The sequence below is a fragment of the Ralstonia sp. UNC404CL21Col genome (assembly GCF_000620465.1).
Classification (GTDB): domain Bacteria; phylum Pseudomonadota; class Gammaproteobacteria; order Burkholderiales; family Burkholderiaceae; genus Ralstonia; species Ralstonia flatus.
Map to the genome: position 1 here is coordinate 904233 of NZ_JIBE01000004.1, position 17293 is coordinate 921525.

Below are 17293 nucleotides of genomic sequence, written 5' to 3' on the forward strand. Positions count from 1 at the left end.
CCGTGTTGCCTGCGCTCAGTGGTGCAACGCGCCGCCCACGGTGGTCAGTGCGCCACCCACCGCACCCGTGACAGGCGCAAGCGGCGTCGCAGCCCCAGTGGACGTGAGCGACGTGCCGACGGTGGTGACAAGCGAGCCGACCGGCGCAGTCGCGCCCCCGGCCGTCGTGCCGCCGCCGGCTGCACCGCCCAGGGCGCCCGTCACGCTCCCCAGCGGATTGCTGCCACCGCCCACGCTTCCCACGCCGCCGAGCGCACCGGTAATCGGTGCCAGCGGGTTGGCCGACGTTGCGCCGCCCGGCGTGGAGGTCACCCCGCCCAACGCAGCCACCGTGTTGCCCGTGGCCGTGACCACACCGCCCAAACCGGAGACGACCGGCGCGTTGGTCGCCGTCAATGACGTACCGACATTCGCCACGCCGCCGCCTACCGTCTGCAGCAGATTGGTTGCCGGAGCGCCGAGGCCCGTCGCGTTACCCAGCGTCTGCGTGGCGGTCGTCACCTGCGAGGTGAGCGGCACCACGGTCGAACTGAGCTGCTGCGTGACCTGTTCCACCGGCCCGGTCGACAAGGCCGTGCCGAGCGTGCCGCCCGCGCCGGCCACCGCCTGCCCCACCTGCGAAACCGCACCGCCGACCGGTGCCGCGACCGGCGAAAGCGGCTGCAGCGGTCCGGTGCCGAGACTGCTGACGAGGCCGCCCGTGGCATCGACGGTGTTGCCCACTTGCGTCACCACGTTGCCGGTACTCGATACCGTGGTGCCGATCGGGTTCGGGTTGGTACCGATGCTGCCCAGACCCGACTGCACGCCGGTGCCCAGCGCCGACACCGTCTTGCCTGCGTTGTCGACCACGTTGCCCAACCCCGATGCCCCCGGCAGATTGCTGCCGCCGATGGTCGAACCGAGCCCGCTGACGGCACCGCCCGTCGCCGTCAGCACGCCACCGCCCTTGTTGGCCACGTCGCCGGTGGGTGTGGTCGATGCGGTGGTCGTCGTGCCGCCCGAGCCATTGGAACCTGAGCCGCCACCGTTGTTGGCCGAACTGCCGCCGCTGCCGGTGGTGCCGCTCATGTCGCCCGAGCCGGAGCTGGCGCAACCGCCCAGCGCAAGCAGGCCGGCCAAGGCCGCCGAAACCAGGGTCCCTCGTTGCAATGTCTTCATGTCTGCCTCCCGTTTCAAATATGCGCTTGATAATGCGCCGCCCCGCCCTACTCGGTGTTTTATCGGTGCATTTCCCGATTAATTGGATAGCACGTTCAAATTAAGTCTATTCACCGATGCGGTGTCAATTGCAAACATTGTCAAACGCTGGAAACCCGCGTCATTACGACGATTTGCGTCAGAAGATGACCTCCGAGCGCGGTGCCACCGGTGCGCAAACGTTCGCGCCTTTCCGAATGCACCGATTATGTTTGGAGGCCTTGCTCTAAATTACCCAAAATGAGTTAAATCCCAGCCTTAGGTTATCGGGCAGCCGTTCGCAAAAATGGCAGACGCGGCATTGAAAGACCGGGGGTGCGCTGCGGCACGGTCGCATCAAAGTGATGGCGTTCGATGACGATGCCGCGCGCGGGCGCTGCCTCGATGAAGTGCTCGACCATCTCGCGCACGTCGGGGTCGATGTAATCGGCTCGGGCGGCGTCGACGATGAGCGTGGCCTGATCGGGCACCTGCGCCAGATAGCGCTTGAGCGGCACCTTGCCCATGAACGACACATCCTTGCGGAATGTCAGCAGGAAGTGGTCGTGATGGCGCGCCATGACAATCGTGCGGCGCAGGTTGGCGCGAATCGCCAGCGCGATGCTCAGCGCAATGCCGATCACGATGCCGATCAGCAAGTCCGTCAGCAGCACGCCGACGATGGTGGCGATGAACGGCGCAAAGCGGTCCCAGCCCTGCCGCGCCACCGCCACGAAGAGCGACGGCTTGGCCAGCTTGTAGCCCGTGAAGATGAGGATGGTGGCCAGGCACGCCAGCGGAATCAGGTTGACGATGGCGGTCAGCGCAAACACGCTCGCCAGCAGCAGCGCGCCATGCACGACGGCCGACCAGCGGCTCTGCGCGCCGGCGTGTACGTTGGCGGAACTGCGCACGATGACGGACGTGATAGGGAGCCCGCCCAGCAGGCCTGCCACCAGGTTGCCCACGCCTTGCGCCTTCAACTCGCGGTCCGGCGACGCGGCCCGCTTCTTCGGGTCGATCTGCTCAACGGCTTCCAGGCACAGCAGCGTCTCCAGACTGGCCACGATGGCTAGCGCCACGGCCACGCGCCAGACATCCGGATTGCCCAGCGCCCCGAGCGTGGGCGACTCCAGCGCGTCGAGAAACGCCCCGAACGACGCGAGCGACGGCAGATCGACACGATGCTCGGCCGGCACTGCGATGCCCGGCGCCACGCCTTCGAGGAGCAATGTCACGCCAATGCCAAGTGCCACCACGACGAGCGGCGAAGGCAGCGCGCGGACCACTATGAAACGCCGCAGCATCGGAGTGTCCCAACCGATGAGCACGGCTGCCGACAACAGCGTCACCAAGAGTGCGGCCACGGACATCGGGCCCACCGGCGTGGCGACCATGCCCGCACCGGCCGCGCTGACCGCGCCGTCGGCCCCTGCCAGCCCAAGCGCGAGCGGCACCTGCTTGATGATCAGCAGCAGCCCGATCGCCGCCAGCATGCCCTTGATGACCGACGACGGCACATACGCCGCAAAGCGCCCGGCGCGGAGCATGCCGAACACAAACTGCAGCGCGCCCGCCAGCGCCACCGCCACCAGAAACGCCGAGAAGCCGCCCAGCTTGGCAATGCCATCCACGACGATCACGACGAGGCCGGCCGCCGGGCCGCTCACGCTCAGTTGCGAGCCGCTGAGCAACGCCACCACCAGGCCGCCGATCATGCCGGAAAGCAGCCCCGCGAGCGGGTCGACGCCCGACGCATTGGCAATACCCAGGCACAGCGGCAGGGCGACGAAGAAGACGATGAGCCCGGCGAGCATGTCGCGCGGGAAGAAAGCCGGTGAAGTTGGTGTCTGCATGGTCATTGGAGTTGTATGCACTGCGCACGCGCGAACGCCTGTCTGCGGGCGGGGGCACCGCCGGCATGCGTGAGGAGAAAAAACGTCGGGAAACGGCGGCGGCCGGAAGGGCTACCGCCGATTGGGTTAAGCGATGGCCTCGGCCGGCATCAGGATGTCGCCGCGGGGGGCGTGTTCCGCATCGGGGTCGCCCGAAGCCAGTACGCGGATATGCCCGTCGGCCAGACCGAAGATCCAGCCGTGCACGCGCGGCGGTCGCTCGGCCTCGCGCACGATGGCGCTCTCGCGCAGACAGCGCACCTGTTCGAGCACGTTGAGTTCGGCCAGGCGATTGACGCGCGCGTCCAGATCGGGGACGGCATCGAGTTCTGCACGGTGGTGACCCGCCAGCGCACACAGCGGCGCAATGCGGCGCGCCACGTGCGGCAGTCCGTCGGGCGGCGGCAGCAGCGATGCACGGACGCCGCCGCAGCCGTCATGCCCGCATACGATCACGTGGGCGACCTTCAGCACGCGCACCGCATATTCCAGCACGCTCATCGTGTTGTCGTCCGCCGGGCAAACGAGATTGGCGATATTGCGATGGACGAATAAATCGCCTGGATTGGAATGGGTAATGGTTTCAGCGGGCACGCGGCTATCTGCGCAGCCGATCCATAACACTTGCGGTTGCTGGCCTTGGGCCAAACGCGAAAAGAATTCAGGGTCGCGCGCAGCGGTTTCATGCGCCCACGCGACATTCTCGACAAGCATGCGTTTCGGTCGATGCATTGGTATGGCTCCTGCGGAATCTGCGAAGCCGCTGCAAGCCGGAAACCCAGTCGGGGTTGGCGTTTTCGGCAACGTTGCAGTGCAGCGGAAACGTTACGAAAACCATCGTATGAGAAAGGTTCCCGCAGTGCCAGTGCGGGCATCCACGTTAAACCGGATCGAATATGCACCGATAACGCGCATGCCCTGCGTAATTGTGTCGCACCGATTATCTTCAATCGGGAAAGTGCGTGCAGTTATTGCACGGGCCGAGTTATCTATCCGAAATATTTAAACCTCGGATCGGAAAATATTCCATCACAGGTGAATGACTGGCACGCTCGATAAACCGCCTGGGCGCCCGCTTTTGGGGCACGCTCTTTAAGCCGATTAACAGCTTGGGCGTTCAGCTCAGGCGAACTTGCGCAACGGCTTCGCGCCATTGCGTGAACCGGCGGGCACGCGCCTGTGCGTCGCCGTCGTCGCGGCCATAGCGCAGGGCGACGTAGCCGGCGGCGGCATTGCGCAATGCCTGCGCCGCTTGCGGAAACTGCGCGGCAGCGCGCTCGGCGTAGGCCATCGGGCCCTCCGCCGGCCCACGCGTGCAGCCATGCCGCGCCAGCCGATCACACAGGCGCTGCCACTGGGCCTGCACGGGGTCCGGCTTGGGCTTGCGCTGCTGCCACAGAAGCGGCAGCGCAGCGAGCAGGAAGAGGCCCGACACGCCCCACAGCACCGCGCGGGGGTCCGCTGCGTCCAGCCCCAGCCAGGCGAACAGGCGTGCCTGGCGGTTGCGGTCGTAGCCGAGCACCCAGCTGTTCCAGCCGCTGACAAGGCCATCCAGCCCCCAGCGCACGCTGCGCAGCCAGCTGGGTTCTTCGGCACGGCGCGAACGGAATTCACTGGCAGGCACAGCGGCGGCCAGGCCGCGTTCAACGCGTTGCGGCGCGACGGCCGCAGTCGGGTCCACACGCACCCAGCCGCGTCCGTCGAGCCACACCTCGGCCCAGGCATGGGCATCGGACTGGCGCACGATGATATCGCCGCTGACGGCATTCACCTCGCCGCCGAGGTAGCCCACCACCACACGCGCCGGCACACCCGCCGCGCGCATCAAGAAGACGAAGCTGCCCGCGTAGTGCTCGCAGAAGCCGCGGTGCGTGCGGAAGAGGAAATCGTCGATCTGCTGATCCCGCAGCGGCTCGGGTTCAAGCGTGTAGGCAAACGGTGCGCGACCGAACAGCTTGAGCGCGGCCGATACGCGCTCGGGCGGCGGCAGCTCAGCCCATTGCGCCGCCAGTGCGCGGGCCTGAGGGTTGCCAGCCGGCAATGCCAGCGCCATCTGCTGCGTCAGCGGATCGAGCGTGGCCGCGTCGTCCGCGCGATTGCGCCCAGGCAACCGCGAGCGCGCGTGATAGCGCACGCGCTGGTCGAGCGGTTGCGTGCTGATGAACTCGCCGTCGACGCTGCGGCCGGTGCCGTCGCGTGCCTTGATCGACTGGCCGCGATCGAGCGCAAACAGCCAGCGCTGGCGCGTCGGTTCAAGCGTGATGTTGTAGTCGAACACCCCCGGCGCACCGCGGATTGCGTCCGCAGAATTGGGTACGCTTTCCAGCGCGGGACGTTGCCGCATCGATGCAGCCGTCCACGTCTGGCCATCGAAACGCCACAGCACCATGCCGCGCCAGTAGAGCGTATCGACCGGTGGGGGCGCACCGACAAAATCAACGCGGAAGGCCAGATCGTCCGAGAGGATCAACTGGCCGACGGAGCCGGGCGCCATGCGGTCGGACAAGCCGCTGACGGCGGTGTCGGCCGTTTGCGGCAGGCGCCATAGCGGATGATCGAGCCGCGGAAACAACAGGAACAGCACCGCCGCGCACGGCAAACCCATGAGCACCAGGCGCGCCAGCACACGCGCCGGCGACACCCGCGCACGCGCCTGCGGATGCAGCAGCAACAGCCAGTTGCGCAGCAGCAGCGCCACGGTCCCCAGCATGGTCGCGGCCAGCCAGGGCGGCTGGTCAAACAGCACCTGCGAGAGCAACAGGAAACAGCACAGCTGCGTAACCAACACACCGTTGCGCACCGTGTGCGATTCCATCAGCTTGAGCACGAGAAACGCGCCCAGCAGCGCCACCGACAAGTCCCGCCCGATGTTTCCGCCGGTACGCATGGCGAGTGCCAGCGTCACGACAAGCGTGGCCACGCCCGTCAGCCCCAACACCCACTTGCCGGGCAACGGCGCACGCCGCACCCACAACAGCGCGCGCCAGAGCAGCAGCACGCCGAACACGGCACACGTGACAAGCGGCAGCGCACGCAGCAGCGGCGCGAGCACGACGGCAAGCTGTGCAATGAGCCAGCCGTGTTCGCGATGGGTCAGCGCGCGGGCGGAGCCGAAGGCGGCTGCTTCGGTGCCGATGGTGGCAGTGGTGGTCATGCGGCTTCGCCTTCCGGCATCACAGGCTTGCCCCACAACGCCAATGCACGCAGACACGCATCCCGATGCGCGGCACCGCGCGCCGGGCCAATGACAACGCCTGGCAGGCTCAGCGTGTATTCGGGCTCATCGCCGGCGGGCGCGTGCTCGGCGGCCAGCACCCAGGCACACAGCCGCGACAGGCGTTGTTCCACGTTCATCGACGGCGGCAGCGCCTCCCAGGCGAGCACGCATTGCGCGTGACGCACTTGCTGGCCGGTGCGGCTCATCCAGGTGTCCAGCCGTGCGCTGTGTTTCCACGCAATGCTGCGCAGCGCGTCGCCGGGGCGGTAGGTGCGCAGCTGGTCTGCAGCTTCTTCGACATGGGTGCGCGCGGCGCGCGTGTCGTCTTCGTCGCCAGGGTCGGGCGCAAAGCTCGCGGGCAGGGGCGGCGCTGACGGTTCCGGCGCGGGATAGACGAGCACGGTCAGCGGCGCATCCGCATAGCTCCACGCGCGAAACAGGCCGAGCGGAAAACGCGTCGACACCGTCAGGCGCGGCAGCTTGAACCAGCCGCGCGGCTGATCGGCGAAAGACAGCGCGGCCACGATGGCGTCCTGCGCGTCGAGCGAGGTTTCCACGGCAGCGGCTTGCGCGGCGCTCACATCCACCCCCACGCGCGCCCACGGGGTGACGTTGGCCAACGCCACACCCACATTCAATGCATGCCCGGCAAACACGGCTTCGCCCGCCGCGCCGCGCACTTCCAGATCGACGAGGTTGCGATGCGTCTGCCACATGGCGGACGCCGCCACGCCAGCCAGCACGAACGTCAGCAGAAAACCCAGGCTCACGTTGTAGTTGAGCGAAGTCAGCAGCATCACGACCAGCAGCAGCGCAAAGCCGCCGCCGGCCGCGGTGGGGAGGATGTAGACGTGATTGCGGTCCAGGCGGATGCGGCCTTCGCGTGGCGTGCGCGGCCGCTGCAGAAAACGTTGCACGCGCGCCCGTACAAAGCGGATGCCGGGCAGCACCGCCAGGCCCGCACCGAGCAGACGCAACGGCGCGAGCAGCAGAGAACGCAATCGCGCCATGGCGCTGCCTACTTAGGGAATGGCGACCGTATCGAGCAGCCGCTGCGCCAGCGCGGTCGCCGACAGCGTGCCGCCCGTCGGCAGCAGGCGATGCGCCGCCACGGCCTTGAACACGGCTTGCACATCTTCGGGCAGCACGGCGTCGCGACCGTCGATGAGCGCCCACGCGCGCGCCGCGGCCAGCAATGCCAGCCCCGCACGCGGCGACAGGCCCATCTGCACCTGCGCATCGGTGCGGGTGGCGTTCACGAGCGCGAGCACGTAGTCGACCAGCGCTGGCGCCACGTGGACGGCATCGGCGGCCGTCTGCAGCGCCACGACTTGCGCAGCCGTCAGCACGGCTTCGATGTCCTGCGGCGCACCGCCGCCCAGGTACAGCGCGCGCTCCGAGCTTTGGTCGGGATAGCCGAGCGACAGCCGCATCGTGAAGCGGTCCAGCTGCGACTCCGGCAGCGGATGCGTGCCGATCTGGTTCAGCGGGTTCTGCGTGGCGATCACGAAGAACGGCTCGGGCAGCGGATACGTCGCCCCGTCATGCGTGACCTGCCCTTCGGCCATCGCTTCGAGCAGCGCGCTTTGCGCCTTGGGCGTGGCGCGGTTGATCTCGTCCGCCAGCACGACCTGTGCGAACAGCGGCCCTGGGTGGAATTCGAAGGCGCCCTTTTCTTTCACGTAGATCGACACGCCGATCAGGTCAGTCGGCAGCAAGTCGCTCGTGAACTGCACGCGCTGATATTGCAGGCCGAGCGTGCGGGCCAGCGCATGCGCCAGCGTCGTCTTGCCTACGCCCGGCAGGTCTTCCAGCAGCAGATGCCCGCGTGCCAGCAGACACGCCAGCGCCAGACGGATCTGCAGCGGCTTGCCCAGCACGATGCGATCGAGCGCGCGCTGCGCCTGCGACAACGCGGCCGGCAAGGTCAGCGGCGTGGCGGGCGCCGTACGAATGGGAGAAAGCGGGGCTTGGTTGGGCGTCATCGAGGTGCAGCCGAGGCAACAATGCCAGCGAGTGTAGCGGCATCGCACGACACCCGCGCGCCCATGTCTTGTCTGCGTGAGCGCGCTACAACATCAGTCCGGTTTGCGCGCGGGGATAGCCGCATCGAGCAACACGCGTGCCGTGCGCGGCAGGCTCTTGATGAGGCGCGGTGCATCGGCGCCGAAGGTCTGGCTGGCGGTATAGCCGCCTTCGATCAGGAAAGCGAGGTCGTCGGCCAGCGCATCGGGGTCGGTCGCGCCGGCGGCCTGGGCGCGGTCCCGCAGGCGGGCGAGCAGCAGCGCCTTGTTGCGCTGAACAAACTGCCGCGCCGGATGCGTCATGTCCGGAAACTCCGCCGCCACATTCACAAACGGGCAGCCCCGGTAGCCGGGGCGTGAGGCGCGTTCGGATACGTCGATGAAGAACTGCAGCAGTTGCGCGCGCGCATCGTCGGGATGCTTGGCCACGCTCGCGTTGAAGTAACCCCAGAAGCTCTCGTCGCTGCGCTCGAGGTAGGCGATGACGAGATCGTCCTTCGACTTGAACTGCCGGTAGAGGCTCATCTTGTTGACGCCGGCCTTCTCCACCACGGCTTCGACACCCACGGCCCGCACGCCTTCGTAGTAAAACAGTTGACGAGCCGCCTCGAGCAGGCTGGCGTGCGCGTCCTCACCGCTGATACGGCGCGGCGTCGGCTTGGGTTGATCAACGGGGTCAGCGGTGGAAACCGCGGAAATTGCGCGGGGTCCGCGACGGGCAGCGGTGGCCATGGTGATACTCCTGCAGGCGCGGCGTGAGGCAAACCCCCAGCCACGCCGGTGTCATTCGAATGCTGCTTGACATGTTACCGAGCGGTACCTACTATCGCAACCACGTTGTTACCGACCGGTAACGAATGCGATATTGTTGCCCCCACAAGAATCGAATCGACAAAGAATCGAAACCATCGGACACCTCATGCAGCGACTTGCCCGCCTTATCGCCCCACGTTTCCACTACAGCTGGCTCGCGCTCGCAGTGGTGTTCCTGATCCTGCTGTGCGCCGCCGGCACGCGCGCCACGCCCAGCGTGATGATGCTGCCGCTCGAGCACGAATTCGGCTGGAGCCGCAGCACGATCTCGCTGGCCATCTCGATCGGTATTGCGCTGTACGGGCTGACCGGGCCGTTCGCGGCCGCATCGATGCAGTATTTCGGCATCCGCCCGACGGTGCTCGGTGCGTTGGCGGTGTTGGTGGCGGGCACGGCACTGTCGGCGATGATGCATGAGCCGTGGCAGATGGTGCTGCTGTGGGGCGTGATGGTGGGTGGCGGCACGGGCGTGGCGGCCATCACGCTGGGCGCGACGGTGGTCAACCGCTGGTTCACGTCGCATCGCGGCTTGGCCATGGGCATCCTGACGGCCAGCTCGGCGACGGGGCAGCTCGTGTTCCTGCCGATGATGGCGGCAGTGGTGGAGCATTACGGCTGGCGCCCGGTGGTGCTGATCGTGGCCAGCGTACTCGCGCTGCTGCTGCCGGTCGTATGGCTGCTGCTGCCGGAATCGCCCAAGAGCGTGGGCCTGCGCACGTATGGCGAACCCGCCGATGCGCCGGAAGCCGATCACGGCCCGCGCGCCAACCCGATCACGCTAGCCATGCAGACGCTCGTGCAGGCAGCCCGCAAGCGCGATTTCTGGCTGCTGTTTGCGAGCTTCTTCATCTGCGGCGCGAGCACCAACGGCTACATCGGCACGCACTTCATCGCCATGTGCGCAGACCACGGGTTCTCCGAAGTGAAGGGCGCAAGCCTGCTCGCTGCGATGGGGATCTTCGACCTGGTCGGTACCACGCTGTCGGGCTGGTTGTCCGACCGCTACAACAGCCGTGTGCTGCTGTTCTGGTACTACGGCCTGCGCGGGCTGTCGCTGATCTACCTGCCGTATGCGTTCGGCTTCGAGTTCTTCGGCCTGCCGGTGTTCGCCGTCTTCTACGGCCTGGATTGGATTGCCACCGTGCCGCCCACCGTGCGCCTGACCAACGACGTGTTCGGCAAGGCCGCCGCGCCCATCGTGTTTGGATGGATCGTCGCGGGGCACCAATTGGGCGCGGCATTCGCCACGCTGGGTGCAGGCATGATGCGCGCCTCGCTAGGCAACTACACGCTTGCCTCGATGATCTCTGGTGGGCTGTGCGTGGCGGGCGCCTTCCTGGTGCTGCGCATTCACCGCACGCCCAAGAAGGACGCCGAGCGCGCAGGCCAACCCGCCACGGCGTGAGTGATTACGGCTTCAGGAAACCGTATTTACCCAGCACCGCCTGGCCCGCCGGCGACAGCACGTAGGCCACAAAGTCGGCCGCCTGCTGTGGCTGCTTCGTGCCGGATGTCACAGCGATCGGGTAGGTGAGCGGCACATTCAGCGGCACGGGGCTCGCCACCTTCACCTTGTCGGCGGCGATGGCGGCATCGGTGGAGAACACCAAGCCGGCCTCGACCTCGCCGCGCGACACATAATCCAGCGCCTGGCGCACGTTCTGCGCCAGCACCGCCTTGGCCTCCACCGGCTCCCACAGCTTTGCCGCTTCCAGCGCACGCTTGGCATAGCGGCCCACCGGCACCGACGCCGGATTGCCGATCGCCACGCGCTTCACGTCGGGCCTCGTCAGATCGGCCAGCGCATGCACGGGCACCGTGCCGGCGGCCGGCACGATCAGCACCAGCTGGTTGGCGACAAAGTCGTGGCGCGTCTCCGTCTTGATGACTTTCTCCGCTGCGGCCTTGTTCATCGCTTCCTGGTCGGCGGAGGCAAACACGTCAGCCGGGGCGCCCTTCACGATCTGCTGCATCAGCACATCCGACGCGCCGAAGTTAAGCACGACCTTGGTGTCCGGATGCAGCGCTTCGTACTGCTGGGCGATCGTCTTGAAGGCGTTGGTCAGGCTGGCGGCGGCAGAGACAACGAGGTCCGCCGCCCGTGCTGGCGCTGCAAAACCCATCGACAGTGCAGCGACCAGGCCAATGGCGCGCACGTGCGCACGAACCGAGAAACGTTGCATGAAAGACCCGGAAGTGGATGAATGACCGGGCGTAATATACGAGCCGATATAACGCTTGGTCAACGCGGGATCTGAATGCCGGATATCACGCGCTCACCATGGAGACTTCAGGTGCGTTCGGCGCGTGCGGCTTCGTCAATGCAGTCGGCAAGTCGCCCCGCAATGGGCTGGCGGCTATGGCGCGGGCGCTCGATCAGGCCGATCTCGCGGTAGAACGTGGCATCGCCCAGGCTGACGGCGCGCGTGCCGGGTGGCCAGGCGGCTTGCGCGGCGGTCTGTGGGGCCAGTGCCACACCCTGCCCGCGCGCCACGAGTTGCGTCATGCCTTGCAGCTCGTCGAGTTCGATTACGTCGTGCGGGGTGATGCGCTGGTCGCGCAGGAACTGGTCGACGCGGCGGCCGCCGAACGAGCGGCGGTCATAGCGGATGAACGGTTGATGGGCGAGCAGCGCGCGCCAGTCGTCGCCGGGCACGGTGGCAGGCACCAGCAGCACGAAGGGCTCGGCCACCAGCGTGCGCCATTCCAGATCGGCCGGTACCGCAAACGGCGGGCGGATCAACACCGCGAGGTCGATCTCGCCGGCATCCACCAGGCCGAGCAGATCCAGCGAGACCCCCGGCACGATGCGCGCACGGCAATGCGGGAATTCGCTGCGAAACTGCACCAGCGCCTCCACCAGGAACGACGTCTGCACTGAGGCAATCGCGCCGATGCGCACCAGGCCGCGCTGCTCATTGCCGCCAGCCTGGTCGCCCAGACGGTCATACAGCGTGACGATGTGTTCGGCCAAGGCCAACGTATCGCGCCCGGCGGCATTGAGCGTGGCCGAGCGGCCCGTGCGATCGAAGAGTTGAAAGCCGAGCGATTCTTCCAGCCGCTGGATCTGCGCGCTCACCGCCGACTGCGTGAGGCCGATGCGCTCGCCCGCACCCGCAAACGTGCCATGCCGGGCGACGGCGATGAAAGTCTTGAGTTCTCGAAGCATGAGGCGCGCGGATCAGTGAAGAAGCGCAAGGATACGCGCGCCGCGCGGCCTTACTTGGCAAACAGCGATGCCATGTTGGCAAACGCCTTGATCTCCATCGCATTGCCCGACGGATCGAGGAAGAACATCGTGGCCTGCTCGCCCACTTCGCCCTTGAAGCGGATATGCGGCTCGATGATGAACTCGATGCCGGCCGCGCGCAGCTTATCGGCGGCGGCTTCCCACTCGGCCATGGAGAGCACCACGCCGAAGTGGCGCACGGGCACGTTGTCGCCGTCGACGGCGCTCGTCTTGCGGTGGCCGACTTCATCCGGCGCGAGATGGGCGACGATCTGGTGGCCGTAGAAATTGAAATCCACCCAGTCCGGCGAGCTGCGGCCTTCCGGGCAGCCGAGGATGCCGCCGTAAAAGGCGCGGGCCGCGGCAATGTCGTGCACGGGAAAGGCGAGGTGGAATGGGGCAAGCACAGGCGTGACGTTGCTCATGTGGGGGCGCAGGCCGGGAAGAGTTGGAATCAGGCAGCACCGGCACGCAGCGGGGGGGCCGCTTACGCACCGGGCTACGCGAACGAGTCTATGCGCATCCATTCATGCACAAAAGCGATGTTTTTTTGCGCTGAGCAACATTAGATTTGATCAATCAGGCAAAAAAGAAGCCGCCCAACGGCGGCGAAAGAGACACACGGTAAGCGCACCTGCATCGCGTGCAGGCGCGCGAAGACGAATATCAGGCGAAGGCGAACGGCGTCACGGCCATTTCGGCCTGGGCGAGCGGCAGGCGCACGGTGCAGACCGTGGCGTCGCCCGGCACATTGGCCACGCGGAAACCCGCGTCGCGCGCCAGGCTGATCATGCGGCGGTTGATGGACAACACCTCGCCGAAGACTTCCCGCGCGCCGGACACCCGCGCTGCGCGGATCAGCGTGGCAAACAGGCGTCGCCCGACGCCCTTGCCCTGCCACGCGTCCGCCACCAGGATGGCGAACTCGGCCACGCCGTCTTCCACGACGAAGCGGCCGTCGGCGATCAGGTCTTCACCGGTGCCGTCGGCGCGCGCCACGCTCACAACCAGCGCCATGTGGTTCACGTAATCGATCTGCGTATAGGCGGCGAGCATCTCGTCGGTCAGCCGGCCGCCGCCCACCAGGAAGCGCGCATAGCGCGACTCGGACGACAGTCCCTCGACCAGGGCGGCCTCAAGCGGGGCGTCTTGCGGCAGAATCGGGCGCACGGTGGCGATGGAGCCGTCGTGCATGGTCCAGCGGTCGATCCATTCGGCGGGATAACGGTGGATGGTGTAAAGCATGGGGATCTCCTCACGCGATGGATCGTTGTTATTGGCCGTCAGCACGGGATCGCCGTCTGACTTTCTAATTTGAAGCTAGATTAGCAGAAACCCTGACTTTTGCAAGTAAAGTCAGAATTGACTATGCTTTTGCCATGAGAATTCCGGAACCCTTCCCCGTCCCAGCTGCATCCGAGGTCGTGACATCGATGGAAGAGCCCTGCTCGATTGCGGCGGCCGTATCGATCGTGGGTGAGAAATGGACGCTGCTCGTGCTGCGCGAGGCGTTTTCGGGCGTGACGCGGTTTGATGAGTTTTTGCGCCGCACGGGGTGCTCGTCGGCGATCCTGTCGTCGCGGCTCAAGGCGCTGGTGGCGTACGGCATCCTGCGGCGCGTGCCGTACCAGGAGCCGGGCGACCGCGTGCGCGATGCCTACCGGCTGACACGGGCGGGCGTCGACCTGCTGCCCGCCATCGTCGCGCTCATGCAATGGGGCGACCGCTACCTCACGCCCGATGGCGAAGGCCCCATGTTGTTGCGCGACCGGGAAAGCGGCACGCCGATCCACGTCGCGCTGGTCAATGCGCTGGGCGAGCCGGTTGCGCCCAAGAACTCGATGCGCGAGCGCAATCCGCGTTATGGCCAGGGCCAAAAGCCCCCCGCCACGGCCACGGATACGCCGCCGGCCAACGGGTAACACACAACTTTACAGGTCCGGCAAAACCCCCTATCGTCGCGGATGAATGGGCAAACGGCCGCGTACGACCCGGCTTTCCGACGCATCCGCGCCTATGTGCCATCGCCTGATGGCCGCCCCTCCCGACTTCGCCCTCGACCACGCTGCTCACGCCCGGAACCACGACTGCCATGCCTGATGCCGTGGTACCGCTCTACCACCAGATCTACGTCGTCCTGCGCCAACAGATTCTTGAAGGCCGGTTCAGCGACGGCCCGATGCCGGGCGAGATCGAGCTGGCCCGTCAGTTCGGCGCGTCGCGGGTCACGATGCGGCGCGTGTTCGACTACCTCGTCAAGGAAGGCCTGGTGCGCCGCCATCGCGGCATGGGCACGTTTGTCGTCAAGCCCGATGACCCGGTGACGATGGGCGGCGGCGCCCAGACGCTGCTGCAGAACATCATCGACGTGGGCGAGCGCACCTCCGCCGTCGTCGTCGAATTTGAAGACGTGCTGGCCCCGCCCGACGAAGCCAAATGCCTGGAAGTCGCCCCCGGCACGCCAATCAAGAAACTCGTGCGTGTGCGCCACCTGGAAGACACACCCATGGCACTCATCACCACATGGCTGCCGCTGGACGTGACGAGCAAGCTCACGCTCGACCGCCTGGCGAACCAGTCGCTGCTGCGGCTGATCGAGGGCTCGGGCGTGCGGATCGATCGTGCATCGCAGGTGGTGTCTGCACGGTTGGCCGATGTGGCGACGGCGCAGTATCTGGATGTGTCGGTGGGCGCGCCGCTGCTGTCCGTCCAGCGCATCGTGCGTGAGATGAGCGGGCGCCCCGTGCAACTGCTGCAGGGTCTCTACCGGCCCGACCGCTACGAATACCGCATGGAGCTGTCGCGCGTGGGCGAAGACCGCGCCCGCCTGTGGATCGACAACGCCGGTCACGACGTACAAGGCGGTCACAGCGAAGACGTGGAAGAGGCGCCCACCTCGGCCGCATCCCCGGCCAGCCAGCGCGCCTGACACCACCCCCAGCAAGGTTATTGGCCCTCAGCAGGCGCAGAGGAAAGTTGTTAGCATCGCCGCTTCGCTGCGATGCAGCAATCCCTACATGAGGTTCCCATGTCGACCTCGCCTGCGTCCCAAACGCCTGCCACTGCCACCGCCGCACCTGACACCAAAGGGCTGATCCGCCTGCTGACCGCCGGTGCAGGCATCAGCGTGGCGTGCATCTACCTGAACCACCCGCTCCTGGGCCTGATCGGCCGCGACCTCGCCATCGCACCGCACGCGTTGGGCGTGCTGCCCACGCTGACGGCGGCGGGCTACGCCAGCGGCATCTTTTTCTTCGGCCCGCTGGGCGACCGCTACGACCGCCGCATCGTCATCCTCTGGAAGGCGGTGCTGCTCACGTTGGCGCTCATCGCCAGTTGCCTCGCGCCGAATCTGACACTGCTGGCGGCGGCCGGCTTTGCGGTGGGGCTCTCCGCCACCATCGCGCAGGACTTCGTGCCCAGCGCCGCCGCCATCAGCACCGACCACAATCGCAATCGCAACATCGGCACGGTCATGACGGGGCTGTTGATCGGCATCGTCAGCTCGCGCGTGTTCAGCGGCATCGTGGCGGACCACTTCGGCTGGCGCGCAGCCTTTGGCGTATCCGCAGTGGCGATCGTCGGGCTGGCGATTGCCGTGCGCGCCGCGCACTTTGGTGTGGCACCTCCCGCGACCATGCGGCAGCCGTACCTTGTGCTGCTGCGCTCGCTCGGCACGCTGTTCGCGCAGCACCCGCGGTTGCGCGCGTCCGCCATCACGCAGGCGTTCATCGGCATTGCGTTCTCGGGCTTCTGGTCGACCGTGGCATTACATCTAACGGGTACGCTCGGGCTATCGACGGGACAAGCCGGGCTGCTCGGCTTTGCCGGTGCCGCAGGCGCGCTGGGCGCGAGCATTGCCGGGCGATTGTCGGGCCGCGTTGCGCCCGGCCACATCGCAGCGGGTGGCGCGTTGCTCATGGCGGTGACGTTTGCCGCGATGGCGCTGTTTCCGCAATCGCTCATCGCCATCGTGATCGGCACGCTCGTCTTTGACGTAGGCGTGCAGGCCGCGCTCGTATCGCACCAGACGATCATTTATGCACTGGCACCGGAAGCGCGCAGCCGCATCAACGCGGTGTTCATGACGGCGCTGTTCATCGGCATGTCGTTGGGCGCGTATGGCGCGAGCCTGGCGTGGACGAACGGCCGCTGGACCGGCCTGATGGCGTTCTGCACGGCGGCGGCGCTGGTGGCGCTCGGGTTGCGCGTGATGTTCAACGCGCGGCAGGGGGCGCGGTAACAAGTCTGCTCGGCATTGCGGCTGTGACCATTTGTGAACTATAGTTTACAGATCGAAGTGCGATCCTTGGCATCTCCGCATGCTGACGATCCGCACTACCAACGCTTTCGACACCTGGTTTTCGAAGCTGCGTGACAAGACTGCGCAGCGCCGTATCCAGGTACGCATCGACCGCTTACAGCTGGGTCATCCGGGTGATGTGAAGCCCGTCCGAGCGGGTGTCAGTGAGCTACGCATCAATCACGGCCCCGGCTACCGGGTGTATTTCGCCCAGCGTGGCGCAGTGCTGATCATCCTGTTATGTGGCGGTGACAAGTCGACACAGGAAGCCGACATCCGACGCGCGATTGAGTTGTCGCGCCATCTCGACGTGGAGTGACCATGCCTACCGACAAACCCGTCAAAACTCGCCCGTGGGACTCCGCTGAGCATCTCAAGACCGAAGCCGACATGGCCGCATATCTGGACGCGTGCCTGGAGGAAGCGGCCGACGACCCCGCATTCATCACGCATGCGTTGGGCGTAGTGGCCCGAGCGCGCGGCATGACGCAACTCGCCCGTGACACCGGCATGACGCGCGAAGGGCTGTACAAGGCCTTGTCTGAAGAAGGCAACCCGAGCTTTGCCACCGTGCTCAAAGTCATGCGGGCGTTGGGTATCCGCTTGCATGCGGTCGCGGTGTAAAAGGCTGGG

At 66.5% G+C, this 17293-nt stretch carries 17 protein-coding genes; 6 read left to right on the forward strand and 11 right to left on the reverse strand.

From position 1 onward, the window contains the following. Positions 1–15 precede the first annotated feature (15 nt). The 7 genes from N511_RS0112120 to N511_RS0112150 all read right to left on the reverse strand — a co-directional run bounded on the left by N511_RS0112120 (position 16) and on the right by N511_RS0112150 (position 9047). Positions 16–1161 carry a collagen-like triple helix repeat-containing protein gene (locus tag N511_RS0112120; protein ID WP_027679540.1) on the reverse strand — a complete coding sequence of 382 codons (1146 nt, stop codon included), beginning with the start codon at positions 1159–1161 and terminating at the stop codon, positions 16–18. 302 nt (positions 1162–1463) lie between these two features. Beyond that, the gene (locus tag N511_RS0112125) at positions 1464–3035 is read right to left on the reverse strand and encodes a SulP family inorganic anion transporter (RefSeq protein ID WP_027679541.1); all 1572 of its coding nucleotides are present in this window, start codon (positions 3033–3035) and stop codon (positions 1464–1466) included. Between the two features lie 126 nt (positions 3036–3161). Then, a complete protein-coding gene (locus N511_RS0112130) occupies positions 3162–3806 on the reverse strand; it encodes a carbonic anhydrase (RefSeq protein ID WP_027679542.1) in 645 nt (214 codons plus the stop codon). Positions 3807–4191: 385 nt separating this feature from the next. Further along, positions 4192–6228 (reverse strand): transglutaminase TgpA family protein, encoded by a 2037-nt coding sequence (locus N511_RS0112135; RefSeq protein WP_051530913.1) that lies wholly within the window; start codon positions 6226–6228, stop codon positions 4192–4194. Then, positions 6225–7301, reverse strand: coding sequence for a DUF58 domain-containing protein (locus N511_RS0112140; protein ID WP_027679544.1), 1077 nt, complete (start codon positions 7299–7301; stop codon positions 6225–6227). Before N511_RS0112140 ends, N511_RS0112135 begins: the two co-directional genes overlap by 4 nt. A 12-nt stretch (positions 7302–7313) precedes the next feature. Continuing rightward, positions 7314–8276 (reverse strand): AAA family ATPase, encoded by a 963-nt coding sequence (locus N511_RS0112145; protein WP_027679545.1) that lies wholly within the window; start codon positions 8274–8276, stop codon positions 7314–7316. 93 nt (positions 8277–8369) lie between these two features. Beyond that, on the reverse strand, positions 8370–9047 hold the full coding sequence (locus N511_RS0112150) for a TetR/AcrR family transcriptional regulator (protein WP_027679546.1): 678 nt from the start codon (positions 9045–9047) through the stop codon (positions 8370–8372). Between the two features lie 187 nt (positions 9048–9234). Between N511_RS0112150 and N511_RS0112155 the strand changes: the two genes are divergently transcribed. Further along, positions 9235–10533: an MFS transporter gene (locus N511_RS0112155; RefSeq protein ID WP_027679547.1), complete on the forward strand. Its 1299-nt coding sequence runs from the start codon at positions 9235–9237 to the stop codon at positions 10531–10533. Positions 10534–10537: 4 nt separating this feature from the next. Here N511_RS0112155 and modA read toward each other — a convergent pair whose 3' ends face one another. From modA to N511_RS0112175, 4 genes are all read right to left on the reverse strand, one after another. Continuing rightward, positions 10538–11311: a molybdate ABC transporter substrate-binding protein gene (gene modA, locus N511_RS0112160; RefSeq protein WP_027679548.1), complete on the reverse strand. Its 774-nt coding sequence runs from the start codon at positions 11309–11311 to the stop codon at positions 10538–10540. 107 nt (positions 11312–11418) lie between these two features. Next, positions 11419–12297 (reverse strand): LysR family transcriptional regulator, encoded by an 879-nt coding sequence (locus tag N511_RS0112165; protein WP_027679549.1) that lies wholly within the window; start codon positions 12295–12297, stop codon positions 11419–11421. Positions 12298–12347: 50 nt separating this feature from the next. After that, positions 12348–12782, reverse strand: a complete 435-nt coding sequence (locus tag N511_RS0112170; protein WP_027679550.1) for a VOC family protein — start codon at positions 12780–12782, stop codon at positions 12348–12350. Positions 12783–13023: 241 nt separating this feature from the next. Continuing rightward, positions 13024–13602: a GNAT family N-acetyltransferase gene (locus tag N511_RS0112175; protein WP_027679551.1), complete on the reverse strand. Its 579-nt coding sequence runs from the start codon at positions 13600–13602 to the stop codon at positions 13024–13026. Between the two features lie 134 nt (positions 13603–13736). Here N511_RS0112175 and N511_RS0112180 point away from each other — a divergent pair, with 134 nt between their 5' ends. The 5 genes from N511_RS0112180 to N511_RS0112200 all read left to right on the forward strand — a co-directional run bounded on the left by N511_RS0112180 (position 13737) and on the right by N511_RS0112200 (position 17284). Next, positions 13737–14279 (forward strand): winged helix-turn-helix transcriptional regulator, encoded by a 543-nt coding sequence (locus N511_RS0112180; protein WP_027679552.1) that lies wholly within the window; start codon positions 13737–13739, stop codon positions 14277–14279. Positions 14280–14449: 170 nt separating this feature from the next. Continuing rightward, positions 14450–15286, forward strand: coding sequence for a GntR family transcriptional regulator (locus N511_RS0112185; RefSeq protein WP_027679553.1), 837 nt, complete (start codon positions 14450–14452; stop codon positions 15284–15286). A gap of 99 nt (positions 15287–15385) precedes the next feature. Continuing rightward, a complete protein-coding gene (locus N511_RS0112190) occupies positions 15386–16600 on the forward strand; it encodes an MFS transporter (protein ID WP_027679554.1) in 1215 nt (404 codons plus the stop codon). A 79-nt stretch (positions 16601–16679) separates the two neighbouring features. Beyond that, positions 16680–16979, forward strand: coding sequence for a type II toxin-antitoxin system RelE/ParE family toxin (locus N511_RS0112195; protein WP_027679555.1), 300 nt, complete (start codon positions 16680–16682; stop codon positions 16977–16979). Between the two features lie 2 nt (positions 16980–16981). Further along, positions 16982–17284 carry an addiction module antidote protein gene (locus N511_RS0112200; protein WP_037026632.1) on the forward strand — a complete coding sequence of 101 codons (303 nt, stop codon included), beginning with the start codon at positions 16982–16984 and terminating at the stop codon, positions 17282–17284. Positions 17285–17293 lie beyond the last annotated feature (9 nt).

What these genes read in the sequence shown, in the direction of transcription:
- N511_RS0112180 (WP_027679552.1), top strand. Translation starts at nt 13,737, where the DNA reads ATGAGAATTCCGGAACCCTTCCCCGTCCCAGCTGCATCCGAGGTCGTG.
- N511_RS0112125 (WP_027679541.1), bottom strand. Translation starts at nt 3,035, where the DNA reads ATGCAGACACCAACTTCACCGGCTTTCTTCCCGCGCGACATGCTCGCC.
- N511_RS0112145 (WP_027679545.1), bottom strand. Translation starts at nt 8,276, where the DNA reads ATGACGCCCAACCAAGCCCCGCTTTCTCCCATTCGTACGGCGCCCGCC.
- N511_RS0112155 (WP_027679547.1), top strand. Translation starts at nt 9,235, where the DNA reads ATGCAGCGACTTGCCCGCCTTATCGCCCCACGTTTCCACTACAGCTGG.
- N511_RS0112195 (WP_027679555.1), top strand. Translation starts at nt 16,680, where the DNA reads ATGCTGACGATCCGCACTACCAACGCTTTCGACACCTGGTTTTCGAAG.
- N511_RS0112150 (WP_027679546.1), bottom strand. Translation starts at nt 9,047, where the DNA reads ATGGCCACCGCTGCCCGTCGCGGACCCCGCGCAATTTCCGCGGTTTCC.
- N511_RS0112140 (WP_027679544.1), bottom strand. Translation starts at nt 7,301, where the DNA reads ATGGCGCGATTGCGTTCTCTGCTGCTCGCGCCGTTGCGTCTGCTCGGT.
- modA (WP_027679548.1), bottom strand. Translation starts at nt 11,311, where the DNA reads ATGCAACGTTTCTCGGTTCGTGCGCACGTGCGCGCCATTGGCCTGGTC.
- N511_RS0112135 (WP_051530913.1), bottom strand. Translation starts at nt 6,228, where the DNA reads ATGACCACCACTGCCACCATCGGCACCGAAGCAGCCGCCTTCGGCTCC.
- N511_RS0112200 (WP_037026632.1), top strand. Translation starts at nt 16,982, where the DNA reads ATGCCTACCGACAAACCCGTCAAAACTCGCCCGTGGGACTCCGCTGAG.
- N511_RS0112120 (WP_027679540.1), bottom strand. Translation starts at nt 1,161, where the DNA reads ATGAAGACATTGCAACGAGGGACCCTGGTTTCGGCGGCCTTGGCCGGC.
- N511_RS0112175 (WP_027679551.1), bottom strand. Translation starts at nt 13,602, where the DNA reads ATGCTTTACACCATCCACCGTTATCCCGCCGAATGGATCGACCGCTGG.
- N511_RS0112130 (WP_027679542.1), bottom strand. Translation starts at nt 3,806, where the DNA reads ATGCATCGACCGAAACGCATGCTTGTCGAGAATGTCGCGTGGGCGCAT.
- N511_RS0112185 (WP_027679553.1), top strand. Translation starts at nt 14,450, where the DNA reads ATGCCTGATGCCGTGGTACCGCTCTACCACCAGATCTACGTCGTCCTG.
- N511_RS0112170 (WP_027679550.1), bottom strand. Translation starts at nt 12,782, where the DNA reads ATGAGCAACGTCACGCCTGTGCTTGCCCCATTCCACCTCGCCTTTCCC.
- N511_RS0112165 (WP_027679549.1), bottom strand. Translation starts at nt 12,297, where the DNA reads ATGCTTCGAGAACTCAAGACTTTCATCGCCGTCGCCCGGCATGGCACG.
- N511_RS0112190 (WP_027679554.1), top strand. Translation starts at nt 15,386, where the DNA reads ATGTCGACCTCGCCTGCGTCCCAAACGCCTGCCACTGCCACCGCCGCA.